Source organism: Streptomyces sp. NPDC042346 (assembly GCF_055581845.1).
Genome location: NZ_JBVJEH010000002.1, coordinates 480,645 through 507,327 on the forward strand (window position 1 = coordinate 480,645; position 26,683 = coordinate 507,327).

The following is a 26,683-nucleotide window of genomic DNA, read 5'->3' on the forward strand; positions in this document are numbered from 1 at the left end:
TCCAGTACCACGACTTCCTCGACCCCGACTCCAAGCGCCGGCGCCCCGACGACCACCGCCGGCTCCCCCGCTGCCAGCGGTAGCGCCTCCGCATCGACCGGCAGCGCCGCCACGGTGAAGACGGCGAGTTCGCCGCTGGGACAGATCCTGGTCGACGGCTCCGGCAGGACGTTGTATCTGTTCAAGGCCGACACCGGGACGACCTCGACCTGCGACGGCTCCTGTGCGCAGGCTTGGCCGCCGCAGATCACGAAGGGGACACCCCACAGCAGTGGTGTGTCCGCGTCCTTGGTGGCAACGACCGCCCGCTCGGACAACTCGACCCAGGTGACCGTCAACGGCCACCCGTTGTACTACTTCGTCGAGGACACAAAGCCCGGAGAAACCAACGGTCAGGGCGTCAACGCCTTCGGCAATTCGTGGTACGTGGTCAGCCCCAGCGGTGACGCGGTCACCAGCGCGGCCTCTGCGTCGGCTTCACCGTCGGCCAGCTCCAAGAGCGGCAACGGCTACTGAGTGGGGTCGGGGACCGGCGTGCTGACCGATGCTCCGTTTCCAGTCCCCACCTGCTCATGCCAGAGCTCCGGCTTCGGGCCGACGAACGGCGGGCTTCCGGCGGCCCGCTCAGTTCGTGCGCCGGAGCATCGCGAGTCTGCTCGCCGTGCGGTCCAGGTCGCGTGTCAGGGGCTGGTCGACGGGGAGGGAGGTCAGCGGGTCGCAGCCGATGAGGACCAGCCTGACGTCCCGGTCGCAGGCGACGTCCACGAGGTTTGCGAACCGGCGGCCTCCGACCGAGGCGGCGCAAGCCGGCGGAAGTCCACCGGACCGGTGACGTCCAGGACGTCCATCCGCTCCTCTATGAGCTTGATGGTGGACTCGAACAGGTGGTGGTAGAGCGGGTCCGGCATCAGCCCGGCGGGCGGGTAGTTGGAGGTCGTGACCAGGGTGATCCGGCGGTCCAGCAGTGTCCGGAAGAGGCGTGCGATCAGCATCGCGTCGCCCGCGTCGTGTGCGTGGAACTCGTCGAAGACCAGGACCCGGCTGTCCCCGATCAGCTCGTCGAGAGCGCTGTCGACAGCGCTCTGCCCGTCGTGGCGGGTACCCGGCCTGCTCACTCCGTCGTGCAGCCGCCGAAAGAAGTCGTGGAAGTGCAGGCGGCGTTTGCGTCCGGCGGGCAGCCCCTCGTAGAAGGTGTCCACCAGCCAGCTCTTCCCCCGGCCCACCGGGCCCCAGACGTACAGGTCGCGGGCAGGCCTGGGGAACGTCCAAGCCGGCCGGGCGAGTTCGGCCGCCAGCCGGGCCAACCGCTCGACGGCGGCCTCCTGTGCCGGGGCGACCGAGAATCCGCGCCGTGCCGCGGCCTGGTGGAAATGGCGGCGCATGGCCTGCTCGTGCTTGGGCACCGGTCAGCTCATCCGTTCGTACGCTGGGGTTCGGCAGGGCATCGGTCGAAGGGTCAGGCTAGTTCGGGGGCCGCGGTCGCCGGCTCCAGGACGTCCACCGTCCCGCGGCCGCCGTCCACCCGGATCCTGTCCCCCGTCCGGATCCGGGTCGTGGCGTTTCCGCATCCGACCACCGCCGGAATGCCGAGCTTCCGCGCCACGACGGAGGCGTGCGAGAGGTTCGCGCCGACGTCCGTCACGATCGCCGAGATCCGCGTGAAGAGAGGTGTCCAGCCGATGTTCGTCACGGTGGTCACCAGGATCTCGCCCGACCGGATGGCCTCGCCCTCTTCCATGGTCGCGACGACCCGGGCGCCAGGACCAGGAAGATCTCGATGTCCCGCAGCTCCATCACGCCCCCGTACGCCTCTGCGGCTCGACAACCCGGAAGCCGGCGAGCCACGGAAGTATATGGCGATCATGGTTCCGCAAGCTGGAGCCTTCGCCCGGGCGGAGCGAGATCCGGGCCAGTTGCGGGCCGGCCCCGCATGCTCGATGGCAGAACCCCCGTCGGCATCACCCGGGCGCCGCCGACAGCTGGCGGGGCGTTTCGGCGCATTCGACGCTGGACGGATATTGGCGTTAAGCCGGGAGAAAGCTAAAACGCCATCTCAGCCGAAGCTCCGCCGCTTCGGTCACCATCACGCTCGGCCTGACCGCACTGGCCGGTTGCTCGTCGGACGAGCCCTCCAGCCCCGCCGCCTCCTCGGCGGCCTCCGCAGTGAAGTCGGGGGTGTCCGAACGCGCGTCCACAGTCGCTTCGGCAGAGGCAGCGGTAGATGCCGCTCTGGCGAAGGTGAAGGGCGGACTGAACGCCACGGCAGACGGCGCCCTCGGCAGTGTCGCGACCGCCTCCGACGGTCCGGCGGAGGTCCCGGTGAACGTCACCAACCATGACGCGAAGCCCGCCGAGGTCCGCAACGCATTGCGGTACTGAACGGCGCCGGGCCGCGGCTTTCCTGAGCCCAAGGGAGGATCCGACAGCCCCGTCAGAGCAACCCGGCGCGCCATGGCCGTCACCTTCCGTGTCAGTGGAGGTTCGTAGCAGTCTCGAAGCGACCGCCCGTAGGAGCACGATGAACGACGCGGAGCCCTCGTCCGTACCGCCGTCCTCGGGCGGGACGGCAAGGCAGCGGCCGCCGGGCACCTCGACGAGCGGTAGCGCGGCCGCCCGTGCCGCTGCCGATCGGGCGGAGGGCTCCGGCCGGCTCGCAGCGCGGTTCGAGCGGAGGGCTCCTACGGTGGAGAGGTACGGCGCTCGGCATGTGCGGCCCGGTTGCGGTCCGTCCCCGTCCCGCGTCGGCCGCCCGCGACACCGGAAAGGCACATCGCCATGGCCACAGCATCCGAAACCCCCGTCCTGGACACCCTCGCCGCCATGACCGTCGACTCGGTCGAACGGTGCGGGCTGCCCGCGGACATGCTCATCCTCACCCGCATCGCCGCGCTCGCCGCCTCCGACGCACCGCCCATCTCCTACGCCGCCCACATCGAACCGGCCATGCAGGCGGACCTGACCGCCGAACGGCTCCAGGACGTCCTGGTCGCCATCGCCCCGATCGTGGGCACGGCACGCGTCATGACGGCGGCCGGCAACATAGCCGCTGCCCTCGGCGTCGCCATCGCCGTCGCCGAGGCGGAGATCGAAGCCGAAGGCTCATAGGGGGTACGGTCCTGCGCCCGGCGACCGGATGCGAAGACCGGGACCGGCCCGCAGCATGAGAACCATGACCGATCTCGCCGCAACCCCTTCGTCCGTATCGACGCCGGACCTGGTCGAGACCAGAATCGGCCCGCTGCGGTTCACCGACGGGATCCCCGACACCGACACCAGCGCCAAGCTCTACGACCACTTGGACCTGACGCGCGGCGTGGACGCCTACCTCACCGGGCTGCCAGGGGTGTCGGTACGGGCGATCCGGCAGGGGTTCCTCGACGCCGGCGTGGCGGACAACACGGTGCTGCTGTTCTCCGAACTGATGGACAGCCGCTCGCTGTTCCTGACCGGCAACGCCGACACCGTCTACTTCCTCAGCTTCCTCGACCTGAGCGACGGACCGCTGGCCGTGCAGGTGCCACCCGGATGTCTCGGCACGATCGACGACATGTGGTTCCGGTGGGTGACCGACTTCGGCCTGCCCGGCCCCGACCGCGGCCTGGGCGGCACCTACGTCCTGCTGCCCCCGGGCTACGACGGTCCGGTACCCGAAGGCGGCGCCTTCGTCGCCCGCTGCTCCACACTGCGCGCGTGCCTGCTCGGCCGCGCGTTCCTGGAGAACGACGATCCGGCCCCGACCGTCGCCCAGATCAAGGAGACCCTGCGCATCCACCCCTACGAGCCCGGCGGCTTCGGCAGCAGCATCGGCGCGTTCCTCCAGGGCAGAGCGCCCCTGGCCCCGGTCACCACGCCTGACCCGCCGGTCTTCGTCGAGGGCACGGGGCTGGCCATGAACACACTCCCGCCGAACGACTTCTCCTTCTACGAGCTCCTCGACACCCTCGTCCAGGAAGAGCCCGCCGACGCCCCCGACCTGGAGGCCGGCGGCGCGTTCCGCGCGATCGGCATCGCCAAGGGAGCCACGTTCGCGCCGGACACACGCATGCGCGCGCTCCTGGAGGAAGCGGTATCGCTGGGCAACGCCACCGCCCGCACACTCGGACTACACGCCCGCGACCAGGAGCACTTCGCCTACTACGACGACGGCTCCGCCTGGTACAACCCGCTGTTCGTCGGCGGATACGACTGGACGTCCCCGCCCCCGGAGATCACCGCCGACGGCTTGCGCCCCCATCCGCCGGCATCCGGGCGCGCGCTGAACTCGCGCACCGCGTTCTTCTACATCGCCACCGGCGTCACCCCGGCCATGTGCATGCGCCTGACCGGCATCGGCTCCCAGTACCTCATGGCCGCCGCCGACTCCACCGGCCGGCCGGTCGACGGCTCCCGCGCCTACACCATCCACCTGCCTCCCGGAATCCCCGCGGCGCGCTTCTGGTCCGTCACGCTCTACGACAACCAGACCCGCTCCATGCTGCAGACCCCCCAGCGGTGCCCCTGGGCCGGAAGCCAGAACTTCCCCGGCCCGGCGGCCACCGCGGCGGCGGACGGCACCACCACCCTCCACCTCGCACCGCAGCAACCCGACGGAGTCCCGACCAGCAACTGGATCCAGACCGTCCCCGGCAAGGGCTGGTTCGCGATCCTCCGCCTCTACAGCCCCGAACAGCCCTTCTTCGACAAGACCTGGCGCCCTTCCGAGGTCGAACCGGCACCCGGAGCGTGACGGGAAGAAGCAGGCGGAACTCTTTGGCGGACGTCGACGTAGTGGTCGTGGGCGCCGGGTGCCGGGGCGTGGTCCGGCGCGCTCCTGGACCGTGTCGACCCGGAGCAGCCGCCGAAGCCGCCGAGGAGGCCGTGGCCCATCACGCGGCACTCGCCGCCGAGTCCCGTATGCGCCCGCCCCTGACCGGAGCCTGGCCCGGCCTGCTCGCCGACGCCTACCGGCAGCTCATGGACCAGACGTACGCACGGATGCCGGACGGCTACGTCCTGCCCCCGGAACTGGCCCCGCTCGGCTACGAACACGGGCCCGCGCTCGCAAAACTCGCCCAGACCCACCTCGACCGCCTGGCGGCCAGGGAGAGCCCCGGCCAGTGAACGCCTCGGCCGGCCTCCGCTGCCGAGCGCAGTCCTTTCCGTTGGCCGAAGTCGTGCTTCTCACCGGCTACTTGCCGAGGCGGCTGCCCCGGGGTGGGTGTCCCCGTCCACAGCAGGCCGGCCGATCGTAGGAATCACCAGGTCACGCCCGTGGAGCGGTCCCCGGAACTGGTGGGACATCCACTGATCTTTCCCGACGCTGCGGTGTTGACTGCATGCAACCCTCCCATCACACCATCGCAGGTCGATTCCTCCCGTCGGCGTGCCTCAACATCGTCAAGGGGCAGGTACGTTGAAGACTTCCACACCACGCAGAGCCGGGCTCGTGCTCGGCTCCGCGGCCGCGCTCGTAGCCGGGCTGTGTCTGGCACCGGCCGCCCAGGCCGCACCGGATCCCAGCGTCTCCTTCGGCGGGGCGACCGCCGTCCCGCTGCCCGCGGGCTCCGGGAAGGGCACCGCCCCGGCGCTGGGCGACCTGAACGGCGACGGCAAGGCCGACCTCGTCACCCCGGTCCGGGGATCGAACACCCTGGTGGCCGCGCTCGGCGACGGCAAGGGCGGCTTCGGCCCCGGGGTCTCCTTCGGGCTCGACACCGGCACCTACCCGACGGCGGTCGCCCTCGCGGACCTCAACGGTGACGGCCGACTGGACGCGGTCGTCGCCGCGGCCCTGACCAAGCAGCCCACGCAGCACGGCGTGGAAAGCATGGGCAGCATCGTCGAGCTGCTCGGCGACGGCAAGGGCGGTTTCGCCCCTGCCACCTCCTACTTCGCGCCGACGCTGGTCAACCCGTCGACGAACGCCATGTTCCCCGTGGACATCACGGTCGCCGACATGAACGGTGACGCCAAGCCCGACGTGCTGACCTCCAACACCAACGGCGACAACGTCTCGGTGTGGACCAACGACGGCACCGGCGCGCTGGGCACCGCGAGCAACTACTACGTCGGTGGCGGCCGGCCCAGCAGCCACTCCGCCGCGCAGCTGCGCCCTTCCGGCTTGGAGACCGGGGATGTGAACGGCGACGGCAAGCCCGACGTGGTCACCGTGAACACGGGTACGTCCGACATCTCCGTCCTCCTCGGTGACGGCAAGGGCCGTCTCGGCCCGGCCACCCGCTTCGCCGACGGCGTCTTCCTCGGCCGAGCCGTCGCCCTCGGCGACGTGAGCGGCGACGGCAAGCCGGACGTGGCCGTCGCGCACACCGACCGGACGATCACCGCCTTCCTCGGCGACGGCGCCGGAGCCTTCGGCGCCCCGGTCACCTACCCGGTCGGCGGCAGCGCTCTCGAGGGCGTGGCCGTCACCGACGTCAACACGGACGGCAAGCCGGACCTGGTCACCAACAACGGCCCCGACAACCAGCCCACCGTCCTCCTCGGCGACGGCACCGGCACCTTCCGCAACGCCGGCCCGCTGTACGACACGAAGAGCGGCGGGACCGGCTCGTACGCTGTCGGAGACCTGAACGGCGACGGTCGGCCCGACTTGGCGGCCGCCTCCACTGCCACGGGCGTCGCGGCGCAGGTGCTGCTGAACACCTCGAAGCCGAACCGCACGGCCCAGTCGATGTCGATGCAGATCGCCAAGGCGCCCGGTGTCCTGTCGATGGAGGTGAACCTGCCGGCCGTCAACTTCGGCACGCTGACGTCCGGCACCGTCAGCGCCCCGGCCGGACTCGGCACGTTCACGTACACCGACACCCTCTCCACCACCGCCCCCTGGTCGGTGACCGTTGCCACCACCGACCTGGTCAGCGGCACGGACACGATCGGGTGGAACAATCTGAGGATCACGACCGGCGGACACCTCAACGGGACCGGCGGCCAGTGGACGGGCATGGCCAAGCCCGGCCCGGGCGGCCACTTCCCCGAAGGCGCCGACCCGCGACCGGGCACCAGCCTCTCCCCGGCCGTGACGATGGCGACCGGCGACGGCGGCACCCGCGGCGTCTTCACCCACGACGGGTCGACGGCGCAGTGGAACATCCCCACGGAGACAGTCCCCGGCTCGTACAGCGGCACCCTCCAGTACACGATCACCGGCTGATCCCGTGAACGGCTGTCTGCGCGCCCGGGGCGGCGCCACCGCCACCCACCGGGCACGGTTCCCCGCCCTGTGGAGCCTCCTCCTCACGGGCCTCGTGCTCGCTCTGGCGTCGGGCGCGCAGGCAGCGCCGGCCCCCGTACCCTCGCCCACTCCCCCGGAATCCGCTGCGGGCGGGCCGTTCGGCGTGCAGGCCGGGCTCTACGGTCTGACGACGCTGACCGGCGGGCACTTCGGGTACGCGCTGAAGGCAGGTGCCCGGATCGAGGATTCCGCGGTCGTCTACAACGAGAGCGACGAGGCCCGGACCTTCCACGTCTACGGCGCCGACGTCACCAACGCGGCCGGCGGCGGTCTGGCCCCCGCACAGGAAGGCCAGAGGATGCGCGCGGTCGGGGCCTGGCTGAAGCTGGGCTCCGACGCCACCGTCACCGTGCGGCCGAAGAGCAGCGCCACAATCCGCTTCTCCCTCGCGGTCCCCGATGGCACCCCGCCGGGCAGCTATCTCGGCAGCCTGGTCACCGCGCTGCGCACCCCCGCGGTCAGCGGCAGGGTGAACACGGAGACCCGTATCGCCCGGCTCGTCGAACTCACCGTCCCCGGCACCGCCGACCTCCAGGTCTCCCTCACGGAACTGGAGCACCGGCCTTCGGGCGGCGGCGAGGAGTTCACCGTGACCGTACGCAACACGGGCAACGTCCTCTACACCTTCGCCGGAACGCTGAACGTCACCGGCGGCGGCTCCGCGCGTACCGTCCCGCTCACCCCCACGGGGATCTACGTGATCCCCGGCGGCAGCGCCACCCTCACCGGTCACCTGGCCGACCTCCCCGCTCTCGGCCGCCGCGCGGTCACCGCCTCGGTGACCGCCACGGTTCCCGGCGGCGCGGCGAAGACCGTGGACAGCAACACGGTCCGGCTGACCTACTTCCCCTGGCTCATCGCCGCCCTCATCGCCGGCGGCCTCCTTGCCCTGGGCCTGCTCCTCGTCATCACGCGCAAGCGACGGCGTGCTTGGCTGCGGCGTCGCGCGGAGGAACGTACCGCGCTGCGCGCTCTGCGGCGGGAACTGCGGGCGGGCAACCCGCCTGCCGACGCCCCTCATGAAGCGCAGGCAGGCGGCGCCGAACACCCGTGACCGGGGCAACGGGCTGTGGCGGGGGCGGCCGTGTCGGCCCTTTGGGCAGTGACCCGAATGTGTCGTGACCCGAATGTGTAGTGATCCGAAGAACAGGACCGGGGCCCGCCGGATTCGGCGGGCCCCGGTCCTGTCGGCGGGTGGGCTCAGCAGGCGCCGAGGTCCTGCCACACGCCCCACTCGCCCGTGGTGCCGGGCTCCTCGCCGGTGGTCCACCACTTGGCCTTCCAGGTGTGGCCCTTGTGCGAGACCTGCTGGCCGCCGGTGTACACGCTGGAGGAGACCCACGGGGCCGCCGTGCACTGGGTGGCGCCGCCGGTGACGGTCAGGGAGAGGACCGCCGCGTGCCCGGCCGAGGCGCTCGCTCCGTTGACCACGATCTGGTAGGTGCCGGAGACCGTGGCCGCCGTCGTGTTCAGGGTGAGGGTCGAGGAGCCCCCGGCCGTCACCGACGCGGGGCTGAGCGTGGCGGTGACGCCCGCGGGCAGCCCGCTGACCGTGAGGTTCACCGTCTGTGCCGTGCCGGCGGTGACCGCGGTCTTCACTGTGGCGGAGGTGGATCCGCCGGCGGTGACGGTGGCGGCGGCCGGGGTGGTGGTCACCGAGAAGTCGTCGGCCGGGGCGGTCGTCCCGCTGGTGAACGGGGCGAAGATGTGCGAGAAGTCCCAGGTGTTCTGCTGGATGCCGGAGCAGCCGTCGGCGGCGGCACCGCCGGCACAGCTGCCGTTGTCTCGCTGGAGCGCCCAGAACGAGAGGGTGTTGATGCCCTTGGAGACCGCCCAGTCGTAGACCGTGCGGGCGTTGGCGAGGGTGAAGGTCTCGGCGGGGCCGAAGTCGTCGACGCCGATCATCTCGGTGATGCCGACCATGCCCCAGAGCTGGGTCGCCGTCTTGGTCGGGTAGAGCTTGGCGAGCTGGTCGTAGAGGCCCTGGGCGGCCGTCTTGGTGTCGGCGGCCATGTCGTGGACGGCGTTGTCGTAGTAGTCGAAGGTCATCAGGTTGACGACGTCGACGCGCGCGCCGTTGGTCACGGCGTTCTTGAGGACCGCCAGCCCACTGGCGGCGAGGCCGTGGGTGGTCGTCGGCAGGGTGTACGAGATCTGGATCTGGCGGCCGTTGGCGGCGGCCCAGTCCTGGACGAGCTTGATGGCCTTGTTGCGGCGGTCGATGCCGGCGGTGTTGTCGAGGGAGTCGACCTCGATGTCCATGTCGAGCCGGGTGACGTCGTAGGTCGTGATGACCTTCTCGTACGCGGCGGCGATCTGGTTGACGTCGGTGCAGCTGTCGGCGATCTCGGTGCCGGTGGTGTCGGCGGTGTAGCCGCCGAAGGAGGGGATGACGTCCCCGCCGCGGGACCGCATGGTCGCGATGTCGGCGCCGAAGGAGGACTGGGCGATGGGCAGCCCGGTGTCACCGTTCCAGTACACGGTGCAGGAGCCCTTGGCGGCGGTCTGGAGGAACGCCATCGTGAGGTGCTTGGCGCCCGACTGCGCGCTGAGGGCGGCCGGGCTCTCCCCGGTCCAGGACTCGAAGTAGGGGGCGAAGACCCGGGCGGGGAGCGGGGTCGCCGCCTGGGCGGGGGCGACGGCGCCGAGGCCGAGGGCGGCCACGGCGGTCACGGCGACGGTGAGGGCCGAGCGGAGAGAACGTACGCGTCGTCTCATGGCAATCCCATGTCTGCGGGGGGCGGGGGTGCGTCAACGTCCTTGTCGCGCACGACTGTCGCGTTACGGAGTATCCCCGCGGCCATGGGCACGTCAATGGCCTGGACCAAACTTGGACTAGACCAATTTCGCGGTTCGGTGTGTGGTGCATCCAGCCGGTGCGGGCGGGTCCTGGAACGATGCGCGCGGACGGCCGGATTGGTCCAGCGAGCCAGGCCCGGCACCCCTCGCGCTCGGAAGCGGTTCCTCCGCGGAACGGCCGGGTACCTGGCGTGCATGTCAAAAGGCTGGCACTGGCTCCTCCTGGTCGCGTTCGTCGTCTGGACCGCCCTCGCGCTCCAGTGGAAGGACATCGGCTGCGACTACCCCGAGGCCTACCTCGCGGTGATCCGCTTCGGCACACCGGAGGGCCTGGAGTTCATCCCGGCCTGCGCGGGCTGACAAGGCGTACGCCTCCCGGAAGCGAACGGCGGTGACCAGCACGTGGCCACGTCTCAAGCCCACACCGCCTTGACCACGGCGTGACCTGCCGAAGCCGCCCGCCCGTAGAACTCCTTGAGGTCCCGGTGATGTTCGAGGTACTCCTGCCTGGCCCCGCCGAAGGCACTGAACCTGACACCGACAACGTTCCACAGCTCGTCGAAAGAGACAGTCGTAAGGAAACGCGCGGCCTGTGACACCCCGGCCGGCTCCAGAAGCATCAGCGGGGGATCCGAGGGGTCGGCGTCAGCGCTGTGGGGCACGGGGCGGCCGCCGTAGATCGGCAGATTCCAGGACTCTTCGGCGACTGCACAGAGGGCATCGGCTGCGGCAAAGAGGTCGTTGACAGCGCCCCAGCTCTTGCAGATCGAGTGGGCAATGCCCACTGCGTATTCGTCGTCGCTCTTTTCCCAAGCCTCGGACATGAACGCAGCGAGCCAGGTGTGGTCGTCCCGGATCTCGGACTCAGCCACGGCACGAAAGTGCAGGTAGATGCTCACTACGCCGAATCCCTCAGCTCAGACGACCCGTCTGTCAGGCCGAACGCACAGAACCTACTTGAAGACCCCGGTTCAGCTCGGCGGGTCCTCACCCGTGAGCCCGTCGACGGATTCACGGATGAGGTCGGCGTGACCGGCGTGGCGGGCGTACTCCTCGATGAGGTCAAGGAGAATACGGCGGAGGTTGGGGCTTTCGCCGCTACGGGTGGTGAAGGCGCCGAGTCGGTCCAGTCCGCCCGTGCTGAGCGCCTCGTCCACGATGACACGGGAGCGGGCGACCGATTCCTGCCAGAGAGAGCGCAGTTGCTCGGGGGTGTCCTCCGCAGCGGAGCGGTAGTCCCAGTCGGGAGTGCTGTCCCAGTCGACGGTGTCCCAGGGAGCGCCGACGGGGGAGCCGAGCCACAGCCGGGCGAAGTGACTGTCTTCCACGTGCGCCAGGTGCTTGAGGAGGCCGCCCAGGGTGACGGTGGACGGGCCGAGTGTGGCGCGAAGGCCGGTGGCGTCCAGGCCGGAGCACTTCCAGGCCAGGGTGGCCCGCTGTCGTTCGAGGGCGCCGAGGACGGCTGCTGCCTCGGTGCCGGCGAGCGGAGGTTCCGGCCAAGCTTCGGCTGTGCTCTCAGTCATGACCGCAGACCTTAGCGAACGGAGCTGACAGTGCGGCCGACGGGTGAACGTCGACGAACCGCTCGCTCACACCACGAGATCCGCTCCTGAGGCCGAACCGTCCGTACCTCATGCGTTCGGTGCGAGAGGCCCTGGCAGCTGCACCTCCTGGCCTTCCGGCGGCCCGTAGAGGGTCTCGCGCAGCAGGGCCGCTTCGTGGTCGAGGTGGTGCAGCAGGGCCTGCAGGGCCGGGGCGCGGGTGCGGTGCGCCGCTTCCGTGGTGCCCACCGTGCGCCCCACCGAGGGGAGTTCGACCGGCAGAGCGGCGAGGTGTTCGTCGGCGCGCAGGACCAGTTCGGGAAGCAGCGCGACCATGTCCGTCTGCAGCAGCAGTGCCCGCATGGTCAGGATCGACGTGCACTCGACCCGGTCCGCGGGCAGGGCGAGGCCCAGGTCCGCGAAGAGGGCGCCGAACTCCTGGCGCAGGGCGGTCTGTTCGACCGGGAGGATCCACGGGAAGTCGAGGGTGTCCGTGAGCGTGACGCCTGAGGTCTCCGAAAGGGGGTGGCCGGACCGGACGGCGAGCCGGATGCGTTCCCGGTACAGCCGCCGCTGGCGCAGTCCGTCCCCCTCCTTGGGGGCCGGTCCCACCCGGCCGACGATGACGTCCAGTTCGCCTGCCAGCAGTGCCGGATGGAGGACGTCCGGCGTCCCCTCCCGTACGACGACGGTGACCCGGGGCCGTTCCCGCTTGAGCTGGGCGACGGCACGGGGCAGCAGCACGTTGGTGCCGGCGAGGAGCGCGCCGACGGTCACCGTTCCCTCCCGGCCCTGGCGCAGCCCGGTGAGGTGTTCCCCGGCCCGCCGCATCTCGGCGATCACGGCGCGGGCGTGCTCGGCGAGTGCCTCTCCGTAGAGCGTCGCCCGCATGCCGCGCGGCATGCGGACGAAGAGCGGCAGGTCGGCGATGCCCTCCAGTTCGCGGAGGGTGCGGGTGGCGGCGGGCTGGGTGAGGTGGAGGGTCTCGGCCGCCCGCCCCACGCTGCCGTGGTCGACGATCGCGACGAGGAGGGTGAGGTGCCGGAACTTCAGCCGGCCGTCCAGGAGATCCATCGCCGGGGGCTCCTTCCGTTTCCGTGAGCGGTCGGTCGGTCGGCCACGCCGCGCTGTCGGGCCCGCCGGATTTCCTCATACCCGAATCGGTATAGGTCCAGCACTTTTTGGCATTGGTTCGGTATGGCTCGCTGGGCGCATGATACCGGCACACGCCGGGGCCGGTTCCGAGGTCCCGGCCTGGCGACGGAGGTCTGCAAGGTGCGCTCACCTGTGCGGCATTACGTGGGGGGCGAGTTCGACGCGTCGGGCGTCCCGTTCCCGCTCTTCGACCCGGCCCGTGGGATCGTCGTCGGCGAAGCGCCGTCGGCCTCCCGGGAGTTGGTCGACCGTGCGGTGGGCGCGGCGCGGGACGCGCTGCGCGGCCCGTGGGCGTCCTGGAGCCCGGCGGACCGTTCGCGGCTGCTGCACCGGATCGCGGACGGCATCGAGCTGCGTTTCGAGGAGTTCGTCGATGCCGAGTGCGCGGACACGGGGAAGCCCCGCGACCTCGCCTCGACGGTCGACATCCCGCGTGCGATCGCCAACTTCCGGTCGTACGCGGACCTTCTGGCCGGTCGCGGCGAGCGGTCCTGGCACACGGCCACCCCGGACGGCCGTGGCGCGCTGAACTACACGGTGCGCAAGCCGCTGGGCGTGGTCGCGGTGATCTCGCCGTGGAACCTGCCGCTGCTGCTGCTCACCTGGAAGGTCGCGCCCGCCCTCGCCACGGGGAACACCCTCGTCGCCAAGCCCTCCGAGCTGACCCCGGGCACGGCGTGCCTGCTGGCGGAGGTGATGGCGGAGGCCGACGTGCCGGCGGGCGTCTTCAACGTCGTCCACGGCGGCGGTGCGGACGCCGCGGGGCAGTGGCTCACCGAGCATCCCGGGGTGGACGCCATCGCCTTCACCGGGGAGTCGCGCACGGGCGGGACGATCATGCGGGCCGCCGCCGCGCGGCTGGCCCCCGTCTCGTTCGAGCTGGGCGGCAAGAACGCCGGGCTCGTCTTCGCCGACGCGGATCTGGAGCAGGCCGTGGCGGGCACCCTCCGCTCGTCGTTCACCCACAGCGGGCAGGTGTGTCTGTGCACCGAGCGGGTGTACGTGGAGCGGTCGGTGTTCGACGCGTTCGCCGAGGCGCTGGCCGCCGGTGCCCGCGCGTTGAGCGGCTACGGGCCGATGGTCTCGGCGGCGCACCGCGACAAGGTCCTGGGCTACCTCGACAAGGCCGCGGCCGACGGCGAGGTGCTCGCGGGAGGGGGCGCGCCGCGGTTCTCCGACGACCGGGACGGTGGCTTCTGGGTGGAGCCGACCGTGCTGGCGGGGCTCCCGGAGGACCACCCGGTGGTACGGGAGGAGATCTTCGGGCCCGTCGTCCATCTGGCGCCGTTCGACACCGAGGAAGAGGCTCTGGCGTACGCGAACGCCGGGCCGTACGGGCTGGCCGCCACGGTGTGGACGGGTGACGTCAGCCGGGCGCACCGCGTCGCCCCCGCCCTCGACGTCGGGATCGCCTGGGTCAACACCTGGAACCTCCGCGACCTCCGTACCCCCTTCGGAGGCGTGAAGGCCTCCGGGATCGGCCGCGAGGGCGGCGATCACTCCCTGGACTTCTTCTCCGAGCCGATGAATGTGTGCGTGAAGCTGTGAGCACGGTGGACGAAGCGGTGGCGCGGGCCGCCGAACGCCTCGACACGGCGCGCCTGACGGGCGTTCCCTGCGAGCCCGTCCGTGATCTGCTGCCCTCGGGGGACCTGGCGGCCGCCTATGCCGTCCAGACCGTCCTCGGCGAGCGCCGGATCGCGGAGGGACGCCGGGTCACGGGCTGGAAGATCGGTCTGACCTCGGCGGCCGTGCAGGCCCAGCTCGGCGTCGACACGCCGGACTTCGGCCGTCTGACGGACGACACGGCCGTGCCGGACGGCGCGGAGATCCCCTGGGGCACGGTGCTCCAGGCGCGGGCCGAGGCCGAGGTCGCCCTGGTTCTCGAACACGACCTCACCCATGAGCGGCACACCGTGGCCGACGTGATCCGGGCGACCGCGTTCGCGCTGCCCGCCGTCGAGGTGGTGGGCAGCCGGATCCGTGACTGGGACATCTCGGCCGTGGACACGATCGCCGACAACGCCTCCAGCGGCGTGTACGTCCTGGGCACCCGCCCCGTACCGCTGCGGGAACTCGACCTGCGGACCGTCGGCATGGTCCTTGAGCGGCGCGGTGAGCCCGTGTCCACCGGGGCCGGTGCCGCGTGCCTGGGGAATCCGCTGCACGCCGCCGTGTGGCTGGCCGACACGCTCGCGCGGCTCGGCCACCCGCTGCGCGCCGGGGACACCGTGCTCACCGGCGCGCTCGGCCCCATGACCACCGTCGAGCCCGGTGACGTGCTCGAAGCCCGCATCGACGGCCTCGGTTCGGTGCGCGCGGCCTTCGGGCGCACCAAGCGGGAGGGAGACACCCGATGAACATCACGGCACTGGCCGAGGCGCTCGACTCGGCGGCGCGTGAAGGCCGTCCGCTGGCCGGCGGCGGAAGCGGCCTGAAGGACGCCGGGGAGGCGTACGCCGTCCAAGAGGCCCTGGTCGCCCGGCGGCTGGCCCGCGGCGAGCGGCTGACCGGCTTCAAGCTGGGCTTCACCAGCGTGGCCAAGATGCGGCAGATGGGCGTGTCCGACCTGATCCACGGGCGGCTGACGGACCGGATGGAGATTCCCGACGGGGGACGGTTCGACGCCTCCGGTCTCATCCATCCCCGGGTCGAGCCCGAGGTGGCCTTCCTGCTCGGTGACACGCTGCGCCCCGGAGCCGACCCCATGGCGGCGGTCGCGGCCGTGGCCCCGGCGCTGGAGGTCATCGACTCCCGGTACGACGGCTTCCGGTTCTCGCTTCCCGAGGTGATCGCCGACAACACCTCCGCCGCGGGGTACGCCGTGGGCCCCTGGAGCGCCCCGGGCGACCTGGGCAACCGCGGTGTCCTGCTGGAGCTCGACGGGCGCCTGGTCGAGGCCGGTTCCACCGCGGCGATCCTCGGGCATCCGCTGCGGGCCCTCGCGGCCGCGGCCCGGCTCGCCGGTGCGCTGGAGCCCGGCACGGTGATCCTGGCCGGTGCGGCGACCGCCGCCGTACCACTGCCGCCCGGGACGCACGTCCGGGCCACGGTCGCCGGCCTCGGCAGCGTCCGGTTCACCACCGGGGAGGGCGCGTGATCGTGCCCGGCGCCGCCCCGCCCCGCGGCCGTTTCCCCCACTTCCGGCGTGCGGGCGACCTGGTCTTCGTCTCCGGTACGAGCGCGCGGCGCCCCGACGGCACGTTCGTCGGAGCGAGCGCCGACGCGATGGGGGTCACGGACCTCGACATCCGTGCCCAGACCCGTGCCGTGCTCGACAACATCGGGCGTCTGCTGGCCGCGGCGGGCGGCGGCCTGGAGGACCTGGTCTCCGTCACCACGTACCTGGTCGGCATGAACGACTTCGGCGGCTACAACGAGGTCTACGCCGAGTACTTCGACGAGCGTGGTCCGGCCCGCACCACCGTCGCCGTCCACCAACTCCCCCACCCGCACCTGCTGATCGAGATCAGCGCCGTCGCCCACATCCCGCAGAACACCCCCGTGTCCCCCTCCCGGAACAAGGAACCGCGCCCATGACCATGAGACCGTTCAACCTCCAGTCCTGGATCGAGGAGCACCGCCACCTGCTCAGGCCGCCGGTCGGCAACGTCCAGATCTGGCAGGACGCCGACCTGATGGTGACGGTCGTGGGCGGCCCGAACCGCCGCACCGACTTCCACGACGACCCGATCGAGGAGTTCTTCTACCAGCTCAAGGGCGACATGGTGCTCCGTGTCATGGAGGAGGGGAGCCCGCCGCGCGACGTCCACATCCGTGAGGGGGACGTCTTCCTCCTCCCGCCGCACGTGCGGCACTCCCCGCAGCGGCCGGAGGAGGACAGCATCGGCCTGGTCGTCGAGTTCGCCAGGCCGCACGGTCAGCGCGACGCCTTCGAGTGGTACTGCACCGAGTGCCACCACCTGGTGCACCGCAGCGAGGTGCAGCTCACCTCGATCGTCGACGACCTCCCGCCGGTGTTCGACTCCTTCTACGGCGACGAGGCCGCACGCACGTGCGGGAACTGTGGCGCGGTGCACCCGGGCAAGGACTGGCCCGAGGAGCTGCGGCCGCGCACCCGTCGCGACGAGGCGGGCGGCGCATGACCGTCGTCGACATCCACGCCCACGTCTTCCCGGAGATCGGCCGTGCCGAGTCGCGGCGGCTCACCGGCTCCGACGACGGCCCCTGGCTGCGGACCACGGACGGTCCCGACGCCGGGATGATGATGTCCGGATCCGCCGAGTACCGGCCGGTCCGCCGCACCCTGTGGGACCCGGCGGAGCGCATCGCCGACCTGGACCGGCTCGGCGTGGACATCCAGGTGCTGTCCAGCACCCCGCTGCTCTTCGGTTACGGGCTGGAGTCCGGGCGCGCGGTCGACTGGTGCCGTACGGTCAACTCCCGTCTCCTCGCGTACGGTTCCTACGCCCCGCACCGGCTGGCCCCGCTGTGCCAGGTGCCGCTCCAGGACACCGAGGCGGCCTGCGCCCTGCTCAGCGAGGCGATGCGCGAGGGGTTCCACGGCGTCCACATCGGCAACCACCTCGGCGACCGCGACCTCGACCACGGGGCGCTCCTGGAGTTCCTCACGCACTGCGCCGACGAGGACGCGGCCGTCCTGGTCCATCCCTGGGACCTGCCGGCCGGCCCGCGCTTCTCCCGGTACATGCTGGCCTGGCTGGCGGGCATGGCCGCCGAGACCCATCTGACCATCCTGTCGCTGATCCTGTCCGGCGCCTTCGAGCGTCTGCCGGCCTCGCTGCGGCTGCTGTTCGCCCACGGAGGCGGCAGCTTCCCGTACCTCCTGGGCCGGGCCGACAACGCGTGGCACCGCCGTGACCTCGTCCGCGCCGACAGCCCCCACCCGCCCTCGCACTACACCCGGCGCTTCTCCGTCGACTCGGCCGTCTTCGACCCCGGCGCGCTGCGCCTGCTGGTGGACGTGATGGGCGCGGAGCGGGTCCTGCTCGGCTCCGACCATCCCTTCCCGCTCGGCGAGGAGGAGATCGGCCGGCTGGTCCGGGACAGCGCGCTCACCCCGGACGAGACCGAGGCCGTCCTCGGCGGCAACGCCGTCCGCTTCTTCGGTCTCACCCCGCTGTCGAAGGAGGCCGTCCGATGAGAGCGGCCGTGATCGGATCGGGCAACATCGGCACCGATCTCCTCATCAAGATCGTCCGGGGCTCGGGGAACGTCACCGCCGCCGCGATGATCGGCATCGACCCGGACTCGGAGGGGCTCGCACGGGCCCGCCGGCTCGGTGTGCGGACCAGCTCGGACGGTGTGGCGGGGCTGCTGGCGCTCGACGACTTCGACGACATCGACATCGTCTTCGACGCCACGTCGGCAGCCGCCCACCACCGGAACGCCGCCGCGCTCGCGCCGCACGGCAAGCGGATCGTCGACCTCACCCCGGCGGCCCTCGGCCCGTACGTCGTCCCGCCCGTCAATCTCGACGAGCACCTCGACGCCCCCAACCTGAACATGGTCACCTGCGGTGGCCAGGCGACCGTCCCGATCGTCGCCGCCGTCTCGGCGGTGGCACCGGTGCTCTACGCGGAGATCGTCGCCTCGATCGCCTCGCGGTCGGCGGGCCCGGGCACCCGGGCGAACATCGACGAGTTCACCGAGACCACCGCCCGCGCCCTGGAGCGGGTGGGCGGCGCGGCCCGGGGCAAGGCGATCATCGTCCTCAACCCGGCGGAGCCGGCACTCCTGATGCGCGACACCGTGCACTGCGTCGTCGACGACTGCGACACGGATCGGGTGGCCGCCTCGGTGCGCGCGATGGCCGCGTCCGTCGCCGCGTACGTGCCCGGCTACCGGCTCAAGCAGGAACCGCAGTTCCGCGTGCTGCCGGACGGTGATCCGCTGACACGCCTGGCCGGGGGCGGGCGGCTGCTCGTCTCCGTCTACCTGGAGGTGGAGGGCGCCGCCCATTACCTCCCGGCCTACGCCGGAAACCTCGACATCATGACCTCCGCCGCGCTGCGCACCGCCGAGCGCCTGGCCGAACGGAGTCCGGCCCGATGACCTCGGTCTACGTCCAGGACGTCACCCTTCGCGACGGCATGCACGCCGTGTCGCACCGCTACACCCTCGACCAGGTGCGGGCCATAGCGGCCGCTCTGGAGGCCGCCGGCGTCGACGCCGTCGAGGTCGCCCACGGCGACGGCCTCTCCGGCTCCTCCGTCACCTACGGACCCGGCGCGCACACCGACTGGGAATGGCTGGAGGCGGCGGCCGAGGTGCTCGACCGGGCCAGGCTCACCACCCTGCTGCTGCCCGGTGTCGGCACGGCGGGGGATCTGCGCCGCGCCCACGCCCTCGGGGTCACGTCCGTGCGCGTCGCCACCCACTGCACGGAGGCGGACATCTCCGCCCAGCACATCGGTCTGGCCCGGGAGCTGGGGATGGACGTGGCGGGCTTCCTGATGATGTCCCACATGGCCCCGCCGGCCGAACTGGCCGCCCAGGCGCGCCTCATGGAGTCGTACGGCGCACACTGCGTCTACGTCACGGACTCCGGCGGCCGGCTGACCATGGACGGCGTACGGGACCGGGTCCGCGCGTACCGCGACGTCCTCGACCCCGCCACCGAGATCGGCATCCACGCCCACCACAACCTCGGCCTGGGCGTGGCCAACAGCGTCACGGCGGTGGAGGCGGGCGCGTACCGCGTGGACGCCTCGCTCGCGGGCCAGGGCGCCGGCGCGGGGAACGCGCCGCTGGAGCCGACGGTGGCCGTCTTCGACCTGATGGGCTGGGAGCACGGCTGCGACCTGTTCCCGCTGATGGACGCGGCGGAGGAGCTCGTACGGCCGACGCAGGACCGGCCCGTACGGGTGGACCGGGAGACGCTGACCCTGGGATACGCCGGGGTGTACTCCAGCTTCCTCAGGCACGCGGAGGCGACCGCCCAGCGGCACGGTGTCGACACCCGGGACCTGCTGGTCGCGGCCGGACGGCGGCGGCTCGTCGGCGGGCAGGAGGACCTGCTGGCGGACATCGCGCTGGATCTCGTCCGCGACCGTGACGCCGCCGCGCCCGCCCTCGCCGTGGCCGCCGCCTCCCGTACCTCCTCCCCCGCCGCTTCTCCCGCACCGATGGAGTGACTTCGTGCCGACCGGAACATCGTCCGAGAACCTCAACGGAACACCCACCGCGCAGCTCACCACGGCGCATGCCGAACGCGCCGCCGCGCTGGACGCCGCCGACCCGCTCGCCCACGTCCGCGACCGCTTCCTCCTCCCCGAGGGGGTCGTCTACCTCGACGGCAACTCCCTCGGCGCCCTTCCCGCCGCCGTCCCCCCGGCGGTCGAGGACGCCGTGCACCGGCAGTGGGGCACCGACCTGATCCGCTCCTGGAACGCCAACGGCTGGTGGGAGGCCCCGGTACGGACCGGCGACGCCATCGGCCGGCTGATCGGCGCGGCCCCGGGGCAGGTGGTGGCCGGGGACTCCACCAGCGTCCAGCTGTTCAACACCCTGCTGGCCGCCGCCCGGCTGCGCCCCGGCCGGCGGCTGCTGCTGACCGATCCCGACCACTTCCCCACCGACCAGTACATCGCCGACTCGGTGGGGCGGCTCCTCGGCCTGGAGGTCCGCCGGGTGCCCGCACGCGAGGCCGCCGCGGTGCTGGCCGCCGAGGGGACGGACGTCGCGGTCGCCGCCTACGCCCCGGTGGACTACCGCACCGGCGAGCTGTACGACATGGCCGCGCTCACCGCCGCCGCGCACGCCGCGGGAGCCCTCGCGCACTGGGACTTGTGCCACGCGGCGGGCGCCCTGCCGATCGCCCTCGACGCCGTGGCGGCGGACTTCGCGGTCGGCTGCGGCTACAAGTACCTCTCCGGCGGTCCCGGCGCCCCGGCGTTCGCCTACGTCGCCGACCGTCACCAGCGGGCCTTCGACCACCCGGTCACCGGCTGGCACGGGCACGCGGAGCCGTTCGCCATGGCCGGTACGTACGCCCCCGCGGCGGGCATCACCCGGGCCCGCATCGGAACGCCGGCCCTCCTCTCGCTGGTCGCCCTGGAGGCCGCGCTGACGGCGTACGACGGGGTGGACATGGAGTCCGTGCGGGCCAAGAGCCTCTCGCTGACCGGGTTCTTCCAGCAGTGCGCCGACTCCCTCCTCGACGGGATGGGCTTCACCATGGCCACTCCGCGCGAGCCCGGACGGCGGGGCAGCCAGGTCGCCCTGCGGCACCCGGAGGCGTACCCGCTGGTCGCCGCGCTCACCGCGCGCGGGATCATCGGCGACATGCGCGCCCCGGACCTGCTGCGGTTCGGCTTCAACGCCCTCTACGTCTCGCACGCGGACGTCCTGCACGCCGTGTGCGCGCTGCGGGACATCGTGTCCTCGGGCGCCCACCTGGCTGCCGCGTTCCAGCGGCGGCCGACGGTCACCTGACCGGTTCGCACGACCACCCGGCTCGCGCGATCCCCGAGGCCACCGCACCCGCGTGACCTCCGCGCGACCGGGTCCACGCCGGTCGGTCTCTCCGTACCGGCGAGCCGTGCCGTGCCTCCGCGCGGCCGGCACCCCCTTCGCACGTCCACTCTCCGCCGCCGAGAACCCGAGGACAGCCCATGCGATCCCTCCGCACACGAACGACCCTGGCCGCGGCAGTCGCCGCCGCCACCGCCGCGACCCTCCTCGTGCCGGGCGGTTCCGGCGCCACCACCGCGACCGCGGCCGGCCGCGATCCGGACATCCCCGAGGTCTGCGCCGACCGCCGCCCGGAGCCGGCGGACCCCGGCGCGTACGGCATGCAGCTGGACGACACCTTCCGCCACCCGGCCCTCACCCCGGTCGACGAGGAGCACGAGCACTCCTTCCCGGGCCGCAACGAGGAGTACGACACCCGCTCGTACATCAAGAACATGAAGGTCGAAGCCGCTTACGAGGGCGAGGACTTCACCCCCGACCACTTCCACACCTGGCAGAACATCGTCGACTTCGACGGCCGCCGCTACATGTTCCAGTACGACCGCTCCGAGGGTCGCGTCTACGACATCACCGACGTGAGGAAGGTGAAGGTCGTCGAGCGGATGAGCCGCGGGGACGTGGACGGCGACGAGACGAGGTCCAACGGCGACTGGGCGGCCAACGACTACTGGGGCGCCTCCACCGTCCAGTGGAACGAGAGGCTCGACGCCTACGTCATGGTGCAGAGCTTCGAGGACAAGCGGCAGATCCAGGAGCTCACGGACGACCCGGCGCACGACAAGTACAACAACCCGGAGGGCGTCAGGAAGCTGCGGGAGAAGCCGGGGCTCAAGGGCTTCAAGGTCTTCCGCCTGGACGGCCCCCGCAAGAAGGACTGGAAGCTCCTCGCGACCGTCTCCACCGACGCCACCCAGAAGGACCCCCTCAGGAGCGACCCCGACACGGCGCAGCAGGGCTCCGGCTCCCTCGACACGCCGTACTGGACCGGCGGGCGGTACATGTTCATCGCGACGGCCCCCGACGACACGTACTCCCGCACGGAGTACCCCACCAACCTGCACTCGGCGGGCTACCAGTCCTGGGACATGGCCGACCCGGCCCACCCGAAGCTCCTCGACACCTGGCACCTGCCGGGCCAGCGGACGGGTGAGGACGCGGCGTACCGGAAGAACCCGCGCTGCGGCAACCGCACCAGCTGGATGGGCGCACGGATGCCGCTGTTCATCCCCAAGCCCGTGGAGCAGGGCGGGCGTTACGCGTTCGCGGCCATGGGCGGCTACGGCCTGACCGTCCTCGACATCTCGAACCCGGCCGACATGAGGACCGTGAGCCACCTGGACCTGCCGCCGTCCGTCTCGGGCACCGAGGGCGACAACATCGACGTCTCGCAGTACGAGAGGACCGGAATCGTCTACTACTCCGGCTACCCCCTCACCGAGGACTGTTACGAGCCGTACAAGGACGTCTACCAGATCGACGCCAAGGACCCGAAGAACCCCCGCGTCGTCGGCGCCCTGCCCCGCCCGACCCCGCCGCCGTCGGCCGGCTTCACCGACTTCTGCCAGCGCCGCGGCAGCTTCGGCCCCAAGCGGACCGGCTCCTACACCAACCCCGGCCGGCACACCCCCGGCGTGCTCGGGTACGGCTTCTACAACGCGGGCGTCCAGTTCTTCGACGTCTCCGACCCGGCCGCGCCGAAGATCGACGCCTACTTCGTGCCGAAGGCGTACGGCACCGGGACGCCGGACTACGCGTACGGCAACCAGACGCACGGCGTGTACGTGGAGTGGGACCGGAACATCGCCTGGGTGCTCACCAACCACGGCATCTACGCGCTGTCCTCGCCGAAGGTGCTGGGCAAGCCCGACCTCAACCGGCCCGAGAGGCCTTTCCGCACCAGCGAGTTCTGATCCGCGGACCCGCCCGTCCGCTCCCGCCCCCGCCCCCGCAGCACCGCCGCCCCGCACCCGTACGGAAGGACACCCGTCATGGCCGCTCCGGAAAGACCCGCCCAGGCCCCCACGTCCTCTCAGGCTCCCGCCTCGCCTCCGCCTCCCGCCTCATCCGTCGGCGCGCACGGCGAGCCCGTGAAGGACACGGGCCTCGTCCGCTCCCTCACCCCTCGTCAGACGACGATGATCGGCCTGGGCTCCGCGCTCGGGACGGGCCTGTTCCTCGGCTCCGGGTCGGCGATATCCGCCGCGGGACCCGCGGTGATCATCTCGTACGCGATCGGCGCCGTCCTGGTCGCCGTCATCGCGGTCCTGCTCGGCGAGATGTCCGCCGCGCATCCGGTGCAGGGCTCGTTCGGCGCCGTCGCACACCGGTACCTGGGCCCCTGGGCCGGCTTCGTCACCCGCTGGACGTACTGGTTCAGCGCGGTCGTGGTCATCGGTACGGAGGTCGTCGCCTCCGCGCTCTACATCCGCTGGTGGTGGCCCGGCGTGCCGATGTCGGCGGCCATCCTCGCGATCGCGGCGCTGGTGCTCGCGGTCAACATCATCAACGTGAAGTCCTTCGGCACCACCGAGTTCTGGCTCTCCGCCATCAAGGTGACCGCGCTCGGAGCGTTCATCCTGTGTGCCGCCTTCCTCGTGTTCTTCGGGCTGCCGGACCACGAGGCCACCGGCTTCGCGCACCTCACCGACGACGGCGGGTTCGTGCCGCACGGTCCCAAGTCCGTCTGGATCGCCATGTCCGTGGTGATGTTCGCGTACGCCGGATTCGAGGTCGTCGCCATCGCGTCGGCCGAGGCCACCGACCCGCAGCGCTCCATCCGCACCGCGATGCGCCAGCTCGCCTGGCGGCTCAGCGTCTTCTACGTCCTGGCGATCACCCTGGTCGTGGCCCTGATCCCGTGGCAGCGTCTGGCCGCCGGTGACGGCAGTGTCGAGGCGAGCCCGTTCGTCAGGGTCTTCTCCGACGTCGGCGTGCCCGCCGCCGCGACACTCACCAACCTCGTCGTGCTCATCGCGGCCGTCTCCGCCGCGAACGCCCACCTGTACGGCGCCTCCCGGCTCCTGCACTCCCTCGGCGACGACGGTCTCGCCCCGGCGCCCCTGGCCCGCCTCACCTCGCGCGGCGTCCCGGCCAACGCCCTCGCCGCCTCCACCCTGGGCATCGCGGCCGCCGCGCTGCTCGCCTTCTACGACGTCGCCGGCGTCTTCGGCATCCTGATGTCGATCGCGCTCTTCGCCGTGCTGCTCGTCTGGCTGCTGATCCTCGCCTCGTACGTCGCCTTCCGGCGCCACCGGGACGCGCATCCCGAAGAGTTCACGGGGTTCAGCATCCCCGGAGGGAGCAGGCTCGCCCTCGTGGCCGGGGCCGGCGTGCTGGCCGTCGCCGCCACCGCGATCGAGGTCCCTGACATGCGCCAGGCGGCGGGCGTCGGGCTCACCTTCACCGTGGTCCTGCTCGGCTGCTACGCCCTGACCGTCTTCCGCCGGTCCCGGAGGACCTGAGGGACGGCGGGCCGGAGACCGGCGGTGCCGCCGTCGCACCGGTGACGACAGTGGGGCCCCCGCAGCGCTGCGGGGGCCCCGTGTCACGTGCGGTGAGCCGCGTCGGTCAGAAGCGGTCCTGCCGCCCGGGGAGGCCCGGAGGCGTCGGCAGCGGGAGGTCCGGACGGTTCTGCGCCTGGGCGGGCGTGGCCCGGCAGGCCAGGTCCGCGGCCGGCAGCCTGCCTGTCGTCAGGTAGGCGGTGGCGGTCTTGTCGGCACAGGACTTGGAACCGTAGATGCCGTGGCCCTGGCCGTCGAGGACGGTGACCATCCGGGAGCCCTTCATGCTCCGGTGCAGCCCTTGCCCGCTGACCAGCGGGGTCTGGGAGTCCCACTCGTTCTGGAGGATGAGCGCTCCGACGGAGTTGTTCACCGTGGTGGCGGGCTCGGACCCGTTCGTCCAGAACGCGCACGGCTTGATGTTCGACGCGAAGTCGCCGTACAGCGGGTACCGGGCCTTGTCGCGGATCGCGTCGCGGCGGTACTGCTCCGGGTCGCGCGGCCACGAGCGGGTGTCGGCACAGGCCACGGCCCAGAAGGCCGCGTCCGAGTTGTCGGAGGGGACGGCGCGGGCGAACGACGGCGGCACGGGTCGGGGCGACGTCCTCCGCTTCGACGGCGCCGCGGACGGAGTACCCTCGGCGGCCTTCTTGAGCTCGGCGATCGCCTCGGCTGCCCCCTTGACGTCGAAGAACACGGCCCGGCCGGCGCGGATGTCGTCGCCGGTCAGGAGCGTGCCCTGGAAGTCGATCGGCTTGCGGTCCGCCTGGGCGACCAGGTCCCAGAAGGTCCTGCCGACCTCGGCCGGGGTGTCGCCGAGCCCGTAGGTGGCGTGGCGCTCGGCGGTCCACGTGGTCCAGCGCTTGAACGCCGGCTCCGCGCCCTCGGCCCACACCTGGATCATGCCGCGCCAGATGCGCTGCGGGTCGACCGCGCTGTCCAGCACGAACCGGTCCGTCCGCTTGGGGAACATCTGCGTGTAGACGGCGCCCAGGTACGTGCCGTAGGAGTACCCCAGGTACGAGATCTTCTTCTCGCCGAGCACGGCGCGGATGACGTCCATGTCCCGCGCGGTGTTGCGCGTGGTGAGGTGGGGCAGGACGTCACCGGCCTTCGCTCGGCACTTGTCGGCCACGGTCCGCGCCCACCGGACGTCCTTGGCGAACGTCGCGGCCTTGTACGGGCGCTGCCAGTTCAGCTCGTCGCCGTTCAGACCGCAGCTCACGGGTGAGCTCTGACCGACGCCCCGGGGGTCGAAGCCGATCAGGTCGTACCGCTCCTTCACCTCGGTCGGCAGCTCCGGGCCCATCCACAGGGGCATGTCAAGACCCGGGCCGCCGGGGCCGCCGGGGTTGAGCAGGAGGACACCGCGGCGCTTCTGGGGACTGGTCGCCTTGATCCGGGACACGGCGACGTCGAGCTTCTTGCCGCCCGGCCGGGAGTAGTCGAGCGGCACCTTGAGCGTCGCGCACTGGTAGTTCGCCGGTGCCTCGGCCTCGCAGCGCTTCCAGTGCGGAGTCTGCTGGGTGTACTGCTTCAACAGGTCGGGGTCGGCGGACACCGCCCGTCGGGGTGCCGGGGCGTCCGCGAACGCGACAGCGGGCGTGAGAGCGGGGACGAGGGTCGCGACCGCGCTGATGGCCACGAGGGGTGCTATTCGTCTGCTTCGCACAGTGAGTCAGATCCTTGCGGGAGGTGGGTGATCCGTCTCATGCACCCTTGTGCAGCGGGCAGTTGTGCGCATCCCTCCCCCGGACGGCATCGCGTGCGACCACAGGAGGAGAGCGCCCGGCGGAATGGTTCCCGAGGTGGAGAACGCGACGTGCCGCTTCCCCGTCCGCCCCCTGGCGTCCGGCCTGCGCCGCCTCCGCGTCCGCCTCCGCCGGCGCCGCCGGTCCGAGCCGAACAGCGCCGAACAGGGCCGCCGGCACCGCATTTTCACGACGCGGAGAATCACTCTTCCGATCTCTTCTGATTTTCTCCCTATTACGGCATTCGAA

At 71.7% G+C, this 26,683-nt stretch carries 26 protein-coding genes; 19 read left to right on the top strand and 7 right to left on the bottom strand.

The window, feature by feature from the left end; all coding sequences use genetic code 11:
* Window positions 1–114: 114 nt before the first annotated feature.
* Entirely contained in the window at window positions 115–516 is a 402-nt protein-coding gene (locus tag ACZ6K0_RS10930; RefSeq protein ID WP_376409255.1) for a COG4315 family predicted lipoprotein, read from the top strand.
* 191 nt (window positions 517–707) lie between these two features.
* On the opposite strand, the gene zapE is transcribed toward ACZ6K0_RS10930, so the two are convergent.
* Together zapE and ACZ6K0_RS10940 are read right to left on the bottom strand one after the other, a co-directional pair.
* A complete protein-coding gene (zapE, locus tag ACZ6K0_RS10935) occupies window positions 708–1,403 on the bottom strand; it encodes a cell division protein ZapE (protein WP_469231544.1) in 696 nt (231 codons plus the stop codon).
* A 53-nt stretch (window positions 1,404–1,456) separates the two neighbouring features.
* Window positions 1,457–1,738, bottom strand: a complete 282-nt coding sequence (locus ACZ6K0_RS10940; protein ID WP_469231546.1) for a PEP-utilizing enzyme — start codon at window positions 1,736–1,738, stop codon at window positions 1,457–1,459.
* A gap of 500 nt (window positions 1,739–2,238) precedes the next feature.
* Here ACZ6K0_RS10940 and ACZ6K0_RS10945 point away from each other — a divergent pair, with 500 nt between their 5' ends.
* From ACZ6K0_RS10945 to ACZ6K0_RS10970, 6 genes are all read left to right on the top strand, one after another.
* Entirely contained in the window at window positions 2,239–2,379 is a 141-nt protein-coding gene (locus tag ACZ6K0_RS10945; protein ID WP_469231548.1) for a hypothetical protein, read from the top strand.
* A gap of 396 nt (window positions 2,380–2,775) precedes the next feature.
* The gene (locus ACZ6K0_RS10950; protein ID WP_376409243.1) at window positions 2,776–3,105 is read left to right on the top strand and encodes a carboxymuconolactone decarboxylase family protein; all 330 of its coding nucleotides are present in this window, start codon (window positions 2,776–2,778) and stop codon (window positions 3,103–3,105) included.
* A gap of 64 nt (window positions 3,106–3,169) precedes the next feature.
* The gene (locus tag ACZ6K0_RS10955; protein ID WP_469231550.1) at window positions 3,170–4,726 is read left to right on the top strand and encodes a DUF1254 domain-containing protein; all 1,557 of its coding nucleotides are present in this window, start codon (window positions 3,170–3,172) and stop codon (window positions 4,724–4,726) included.
* Window positions 4,727–4,857: 131 nt separating this feature from the next.
* Window positions 4,858–5,100 carry a hypothetical protein gene (locus ACZ6K0_RS10960; RefSeq protein WP_469231552.1) on the top strand — a complete coding sequence of 81 codons (243 nt, stop codon included), beginning with the start codon at window positions 4,858–4,860 and terminating at the stop codon, window positions 5,098–5,100.
* A gap of 292 nt (window positions 5,101–5,392) precedes the next feature.
* A complete protein-coding gene (locus tag ACZ6K0_RS10965) occupies window positions 5,393–7,150 on the top strand; it encodes an FG-GAP repeat domain-containing protein (protein WP_469231554.1) in 1,758 nt (585 codons plus the stop codon).
* 4 nt (window positions 7,151–7,154) lie between these two features.
* Window positions 7,155–8,285: a hypothetical protein gene (locus ACZ6K0_RS10970; protein WP_469231556.1), complete on the top strand. Its 1,131-nt coding sequence runs from the start codon at window positions 7,155–7,157 to the stop codon at window positions 8,283–8,285.
* A 146-nt stretch (window positions 8,286–8,431) separates the two neighbouring features.
* Here the strand turns inward: ACZ6K0_RS10970 and ACZ6K0_RS10975 are convergent, their stop codons facing one another.
* Window positions 8,432–9,949, bottom strand: a complete 1,518-nt coding sequence (locus ACZ6K0_RS10975; RefSeq protein WP_469231558.1) for a chitinase — start codon at window positions 9,947–9,949, stop codon at window positions 8,432–8,434.
* A gap of 276 nt (window positions 9,950–10,225) precedes the next feature.
* Here ACZ6K0_RS10975 and ACZ6K0_RS10980 point away from each other — a divergent pair, with 276 nt between their 5' ends.
* Complete coding sequence (locus tag ACZ6K0_RS10980; protein WP_376409231.1) at window positions 10,226–10,390, top strand: hypothetical protein; 165 nt, start codon at window positions 10,226–10,228, stop codon at window positions 10,388–10,390.
* A 53-nt stretch (window positions 10,391–10,443) separates the two neighbouring features.
* On the opposite strand, the gene ACZ6K0_RS10985 is transcribed toward ACZ6K0_RS10980, so the two are convergent.
* The 3 genes from ACZ6K0_RS10985 to ACZ6K0_RS10995 all read right to left on the bottom strand — a co-directional run bounded on the left by ACZ6K0_RS10985 (window position 10,444) and on the right by ACZ6K0_RS10995 (window position 12,645).
* A complete protein-coding gene (locus tag ACZ6K0_RS10985; RefSeq protein WP_469231560.1) occupies window positions 10,444–10,929 on the bottom strand; it encodes a DUF1877 family protein in 486 nt (161 codons plus the stop codon).
* A gap of 72 nt (window positions 10,930–11,001) precedes the next feature.
* The gene (locus tag ACZ6K0_RS10990; RefSeq protein ID WP_469231561.1) at window positions 11,002–11,553 is read right to left on the bottom strand and encodes a DinB family protein; all 552 of its coding nucleotides are present in this window, start codon (window positions 11,551–11,553) and stop codon (window positions 11,002–11,004) included.
* Between the two features lie 108 nt (window positions 11,554–11,661).
* On the bottom strand, window positions 11,662–12,645 hold the full coding sequence (locus tag ACZ6K0_RS10995; protein ID WP_469231563.1) for a LysR substrate-binding domain-containing protein: 984 nt from the start codon (window positions 12,643–12,645) through the stop codon (window positions 11,662–11,664).
* Window positions 12,646–12,858: 213 nt separating this feature from the next.
* On the opposite strand from ACZ6K0_RS10995, the gene ACZ6K0_RS11000 reads away from it, so the two are divergent.
* From ACZ6K0_RS11000 to ACZ6K0_RS11050, 11 genes are all read left to right on the top strand, one after another.
* Window positions 12,859–14,274: a 2-hydroxymuconic semialdehyde dehydrogenase gene (locus ACZ6K0_RS11000; protein ID WP_469231564.1), complete on the top strand. Its 1,416-nt coding sequence runs from the start codon at window positions 12,859–12,861 to the stop codon at window positions 14,272–14,274.
* On the top strand, window positions 14,271–15,086 hold the full coding sequence (locus ACZ6K0_RS11005; protein ID WP_469231566.1) for a 2-keto-4-pentenoate hydratase: 816 nt from the start codon (window positions 14,271–14,273) through the stop codon (window positions 15,084–15,086). Before ACZ6K0_RS11000 ends, ACZ6K0_RS11005 begins: the two co-directional genes overlap by 4 nt.
* Window positions 15,083–15,826 carry a 2-keto-4-pentenoate hydratase gene (locus ACZ6K0_RS11010; protein ID WP_469231568.1) on the top strand — a complete coding sequence of 248 codons (744 nt, stop codon included), beginning with the start codon at window positions 15,083–15,085 and terminating at the stop codon, window positions 15,824–15,826. The genes ACZ6K0_RS11005 and ACZ6K0_RS11010 overlap by 4 nt, the downstream gene beginning before the upstream one ends.
* Window positions 15,823–16,266 carry a RidA family protein gene (locus ACZ6K0_RS11015; protein WP_376409211.1) on the top strand — a complete coding sequence of 148 codons (444 nt, stop codon included), beginning with the start codon at window positions 15,823–15,825 and terminating at the stop codon, window positions 16,264–16,266. The genes ACZ6K0_RS11010 and ACZ6K0_RS11015 overlap by 4 nt, the downstream gene beginning before the upstream one ends.
* A complete protein-coding gene (locus tag ACZ6K0_RS11020) occupies window positions 16,263–16,832 on the top strand; it encodes a 3-hydroxyanthranilate 3,4-dioxygenase (RefSeq protein ID WP_469231570.1) in 570 nt (189 codons plus the stop codon). Before ACZ6K0_RS11015 ends, ACZ6K0_RS11020 begins: the two co-directional genes overlap by 4 nt.
* Window positions 16,829–17,851: an amidohydrolase family protein gene (locus ACZ6K0_RS11025; protein WP_469231572.1), complete on the top strand. Its 1,023-nt coding sequence runs from the start codon at window positions 16,829–16,831 to the stop codon at window positions 17,849–17,851. The genes ACZ6K0_RS11020 and ACZ6K0_RS11025 overlap by 4 nt, the downstream gene beginning before the upstream one ends.
* Window positions 17,848–18,762, top strand: coding sequence for an acetaldehyde dehydrogenase (acetylating) (locus ACZ6K0_RS11030; RefSeq protein ID WP_469231574.1), 915 nt, complete (start codon window positions 17,848–17,850; stop codon window positions 18,760–18,762). The genes ACZ6K0_RS11025 and ACZ6K0_RS11030 overlap by 4 nt, the downstream gene beginning before the upstream one ends.
* On the top strand, window positions 18,759–19,844 hold the full coding sequence (dmpG, locus tag ACZ6K0_RS11035) for a 4-hydroxy-2-oxovalerate aldolase (RefSeq protein WP_469231575.1): 1,086 nt from the start codon (window positions 18,759–18,761) through the stop codon (window positions 19,842–19,844). The genes ACZ6K0_RS11030 and dmpG overlap by 4 nt, the downstream gene beginning before the upstream one ends.
* A gap of 88 nt (window positions 19,845–19,932) precedes the next feature.
* Complete coding sequence (gene kynU, locus ACZ6K0_RS11040) at window positions 19,933–21,144, top strand: kynureninase (protein WP_469232197.1); 1,212 nt, start codon at window positions 19,933–19,935, stop codon at window positions 21,142–21,144.
* A 179-nt stretch (window positions 21,145–21,323) separates the two neighbouring features.
* A complete protein-coding gene (locus ACZ6K0_RS11045; protein ID WP_469231577.1) occupies window positions 21,324–23,093 on the top strand; it encodes an LVIVD repeat-containing protein in 1,770 nt (589 codons plus the stop codon).
* A 177-nt stretch (window positions 23,094–23,270) separates the two neighbouring features.
* Window positions 23,271–24,644, top strand: coding sequence for an amino acid permease (locus ACZ6K0_RS11050; RefSeq protein ID WP_469231579.1), 1,374 nt, complete (start codon window positions 23,271–23,273; stop codon window positions 24,642–24,644).
* A 106-nt stretch (window positions 24,645–24,750) separates the two neighbouring features.
* Here the strand turns inward: ACZ6K0_RS11050 and ACZ6K0_RS11055 are convergent, their stop codons facing one another.
* On the bottom strand, window positions 24,751–26,355 hold the full coding sequence (locus ACZ6K0_RS11055) for an alpha/beta hydrolase (protein WP_469231581.1): 1,605 nt from the start codon (window positions 26,353–26,355) through the stop codon (window positions 24,751–24,753).
* Window positions 26,356–26,683: the final 328 nt, after the last annotated feature.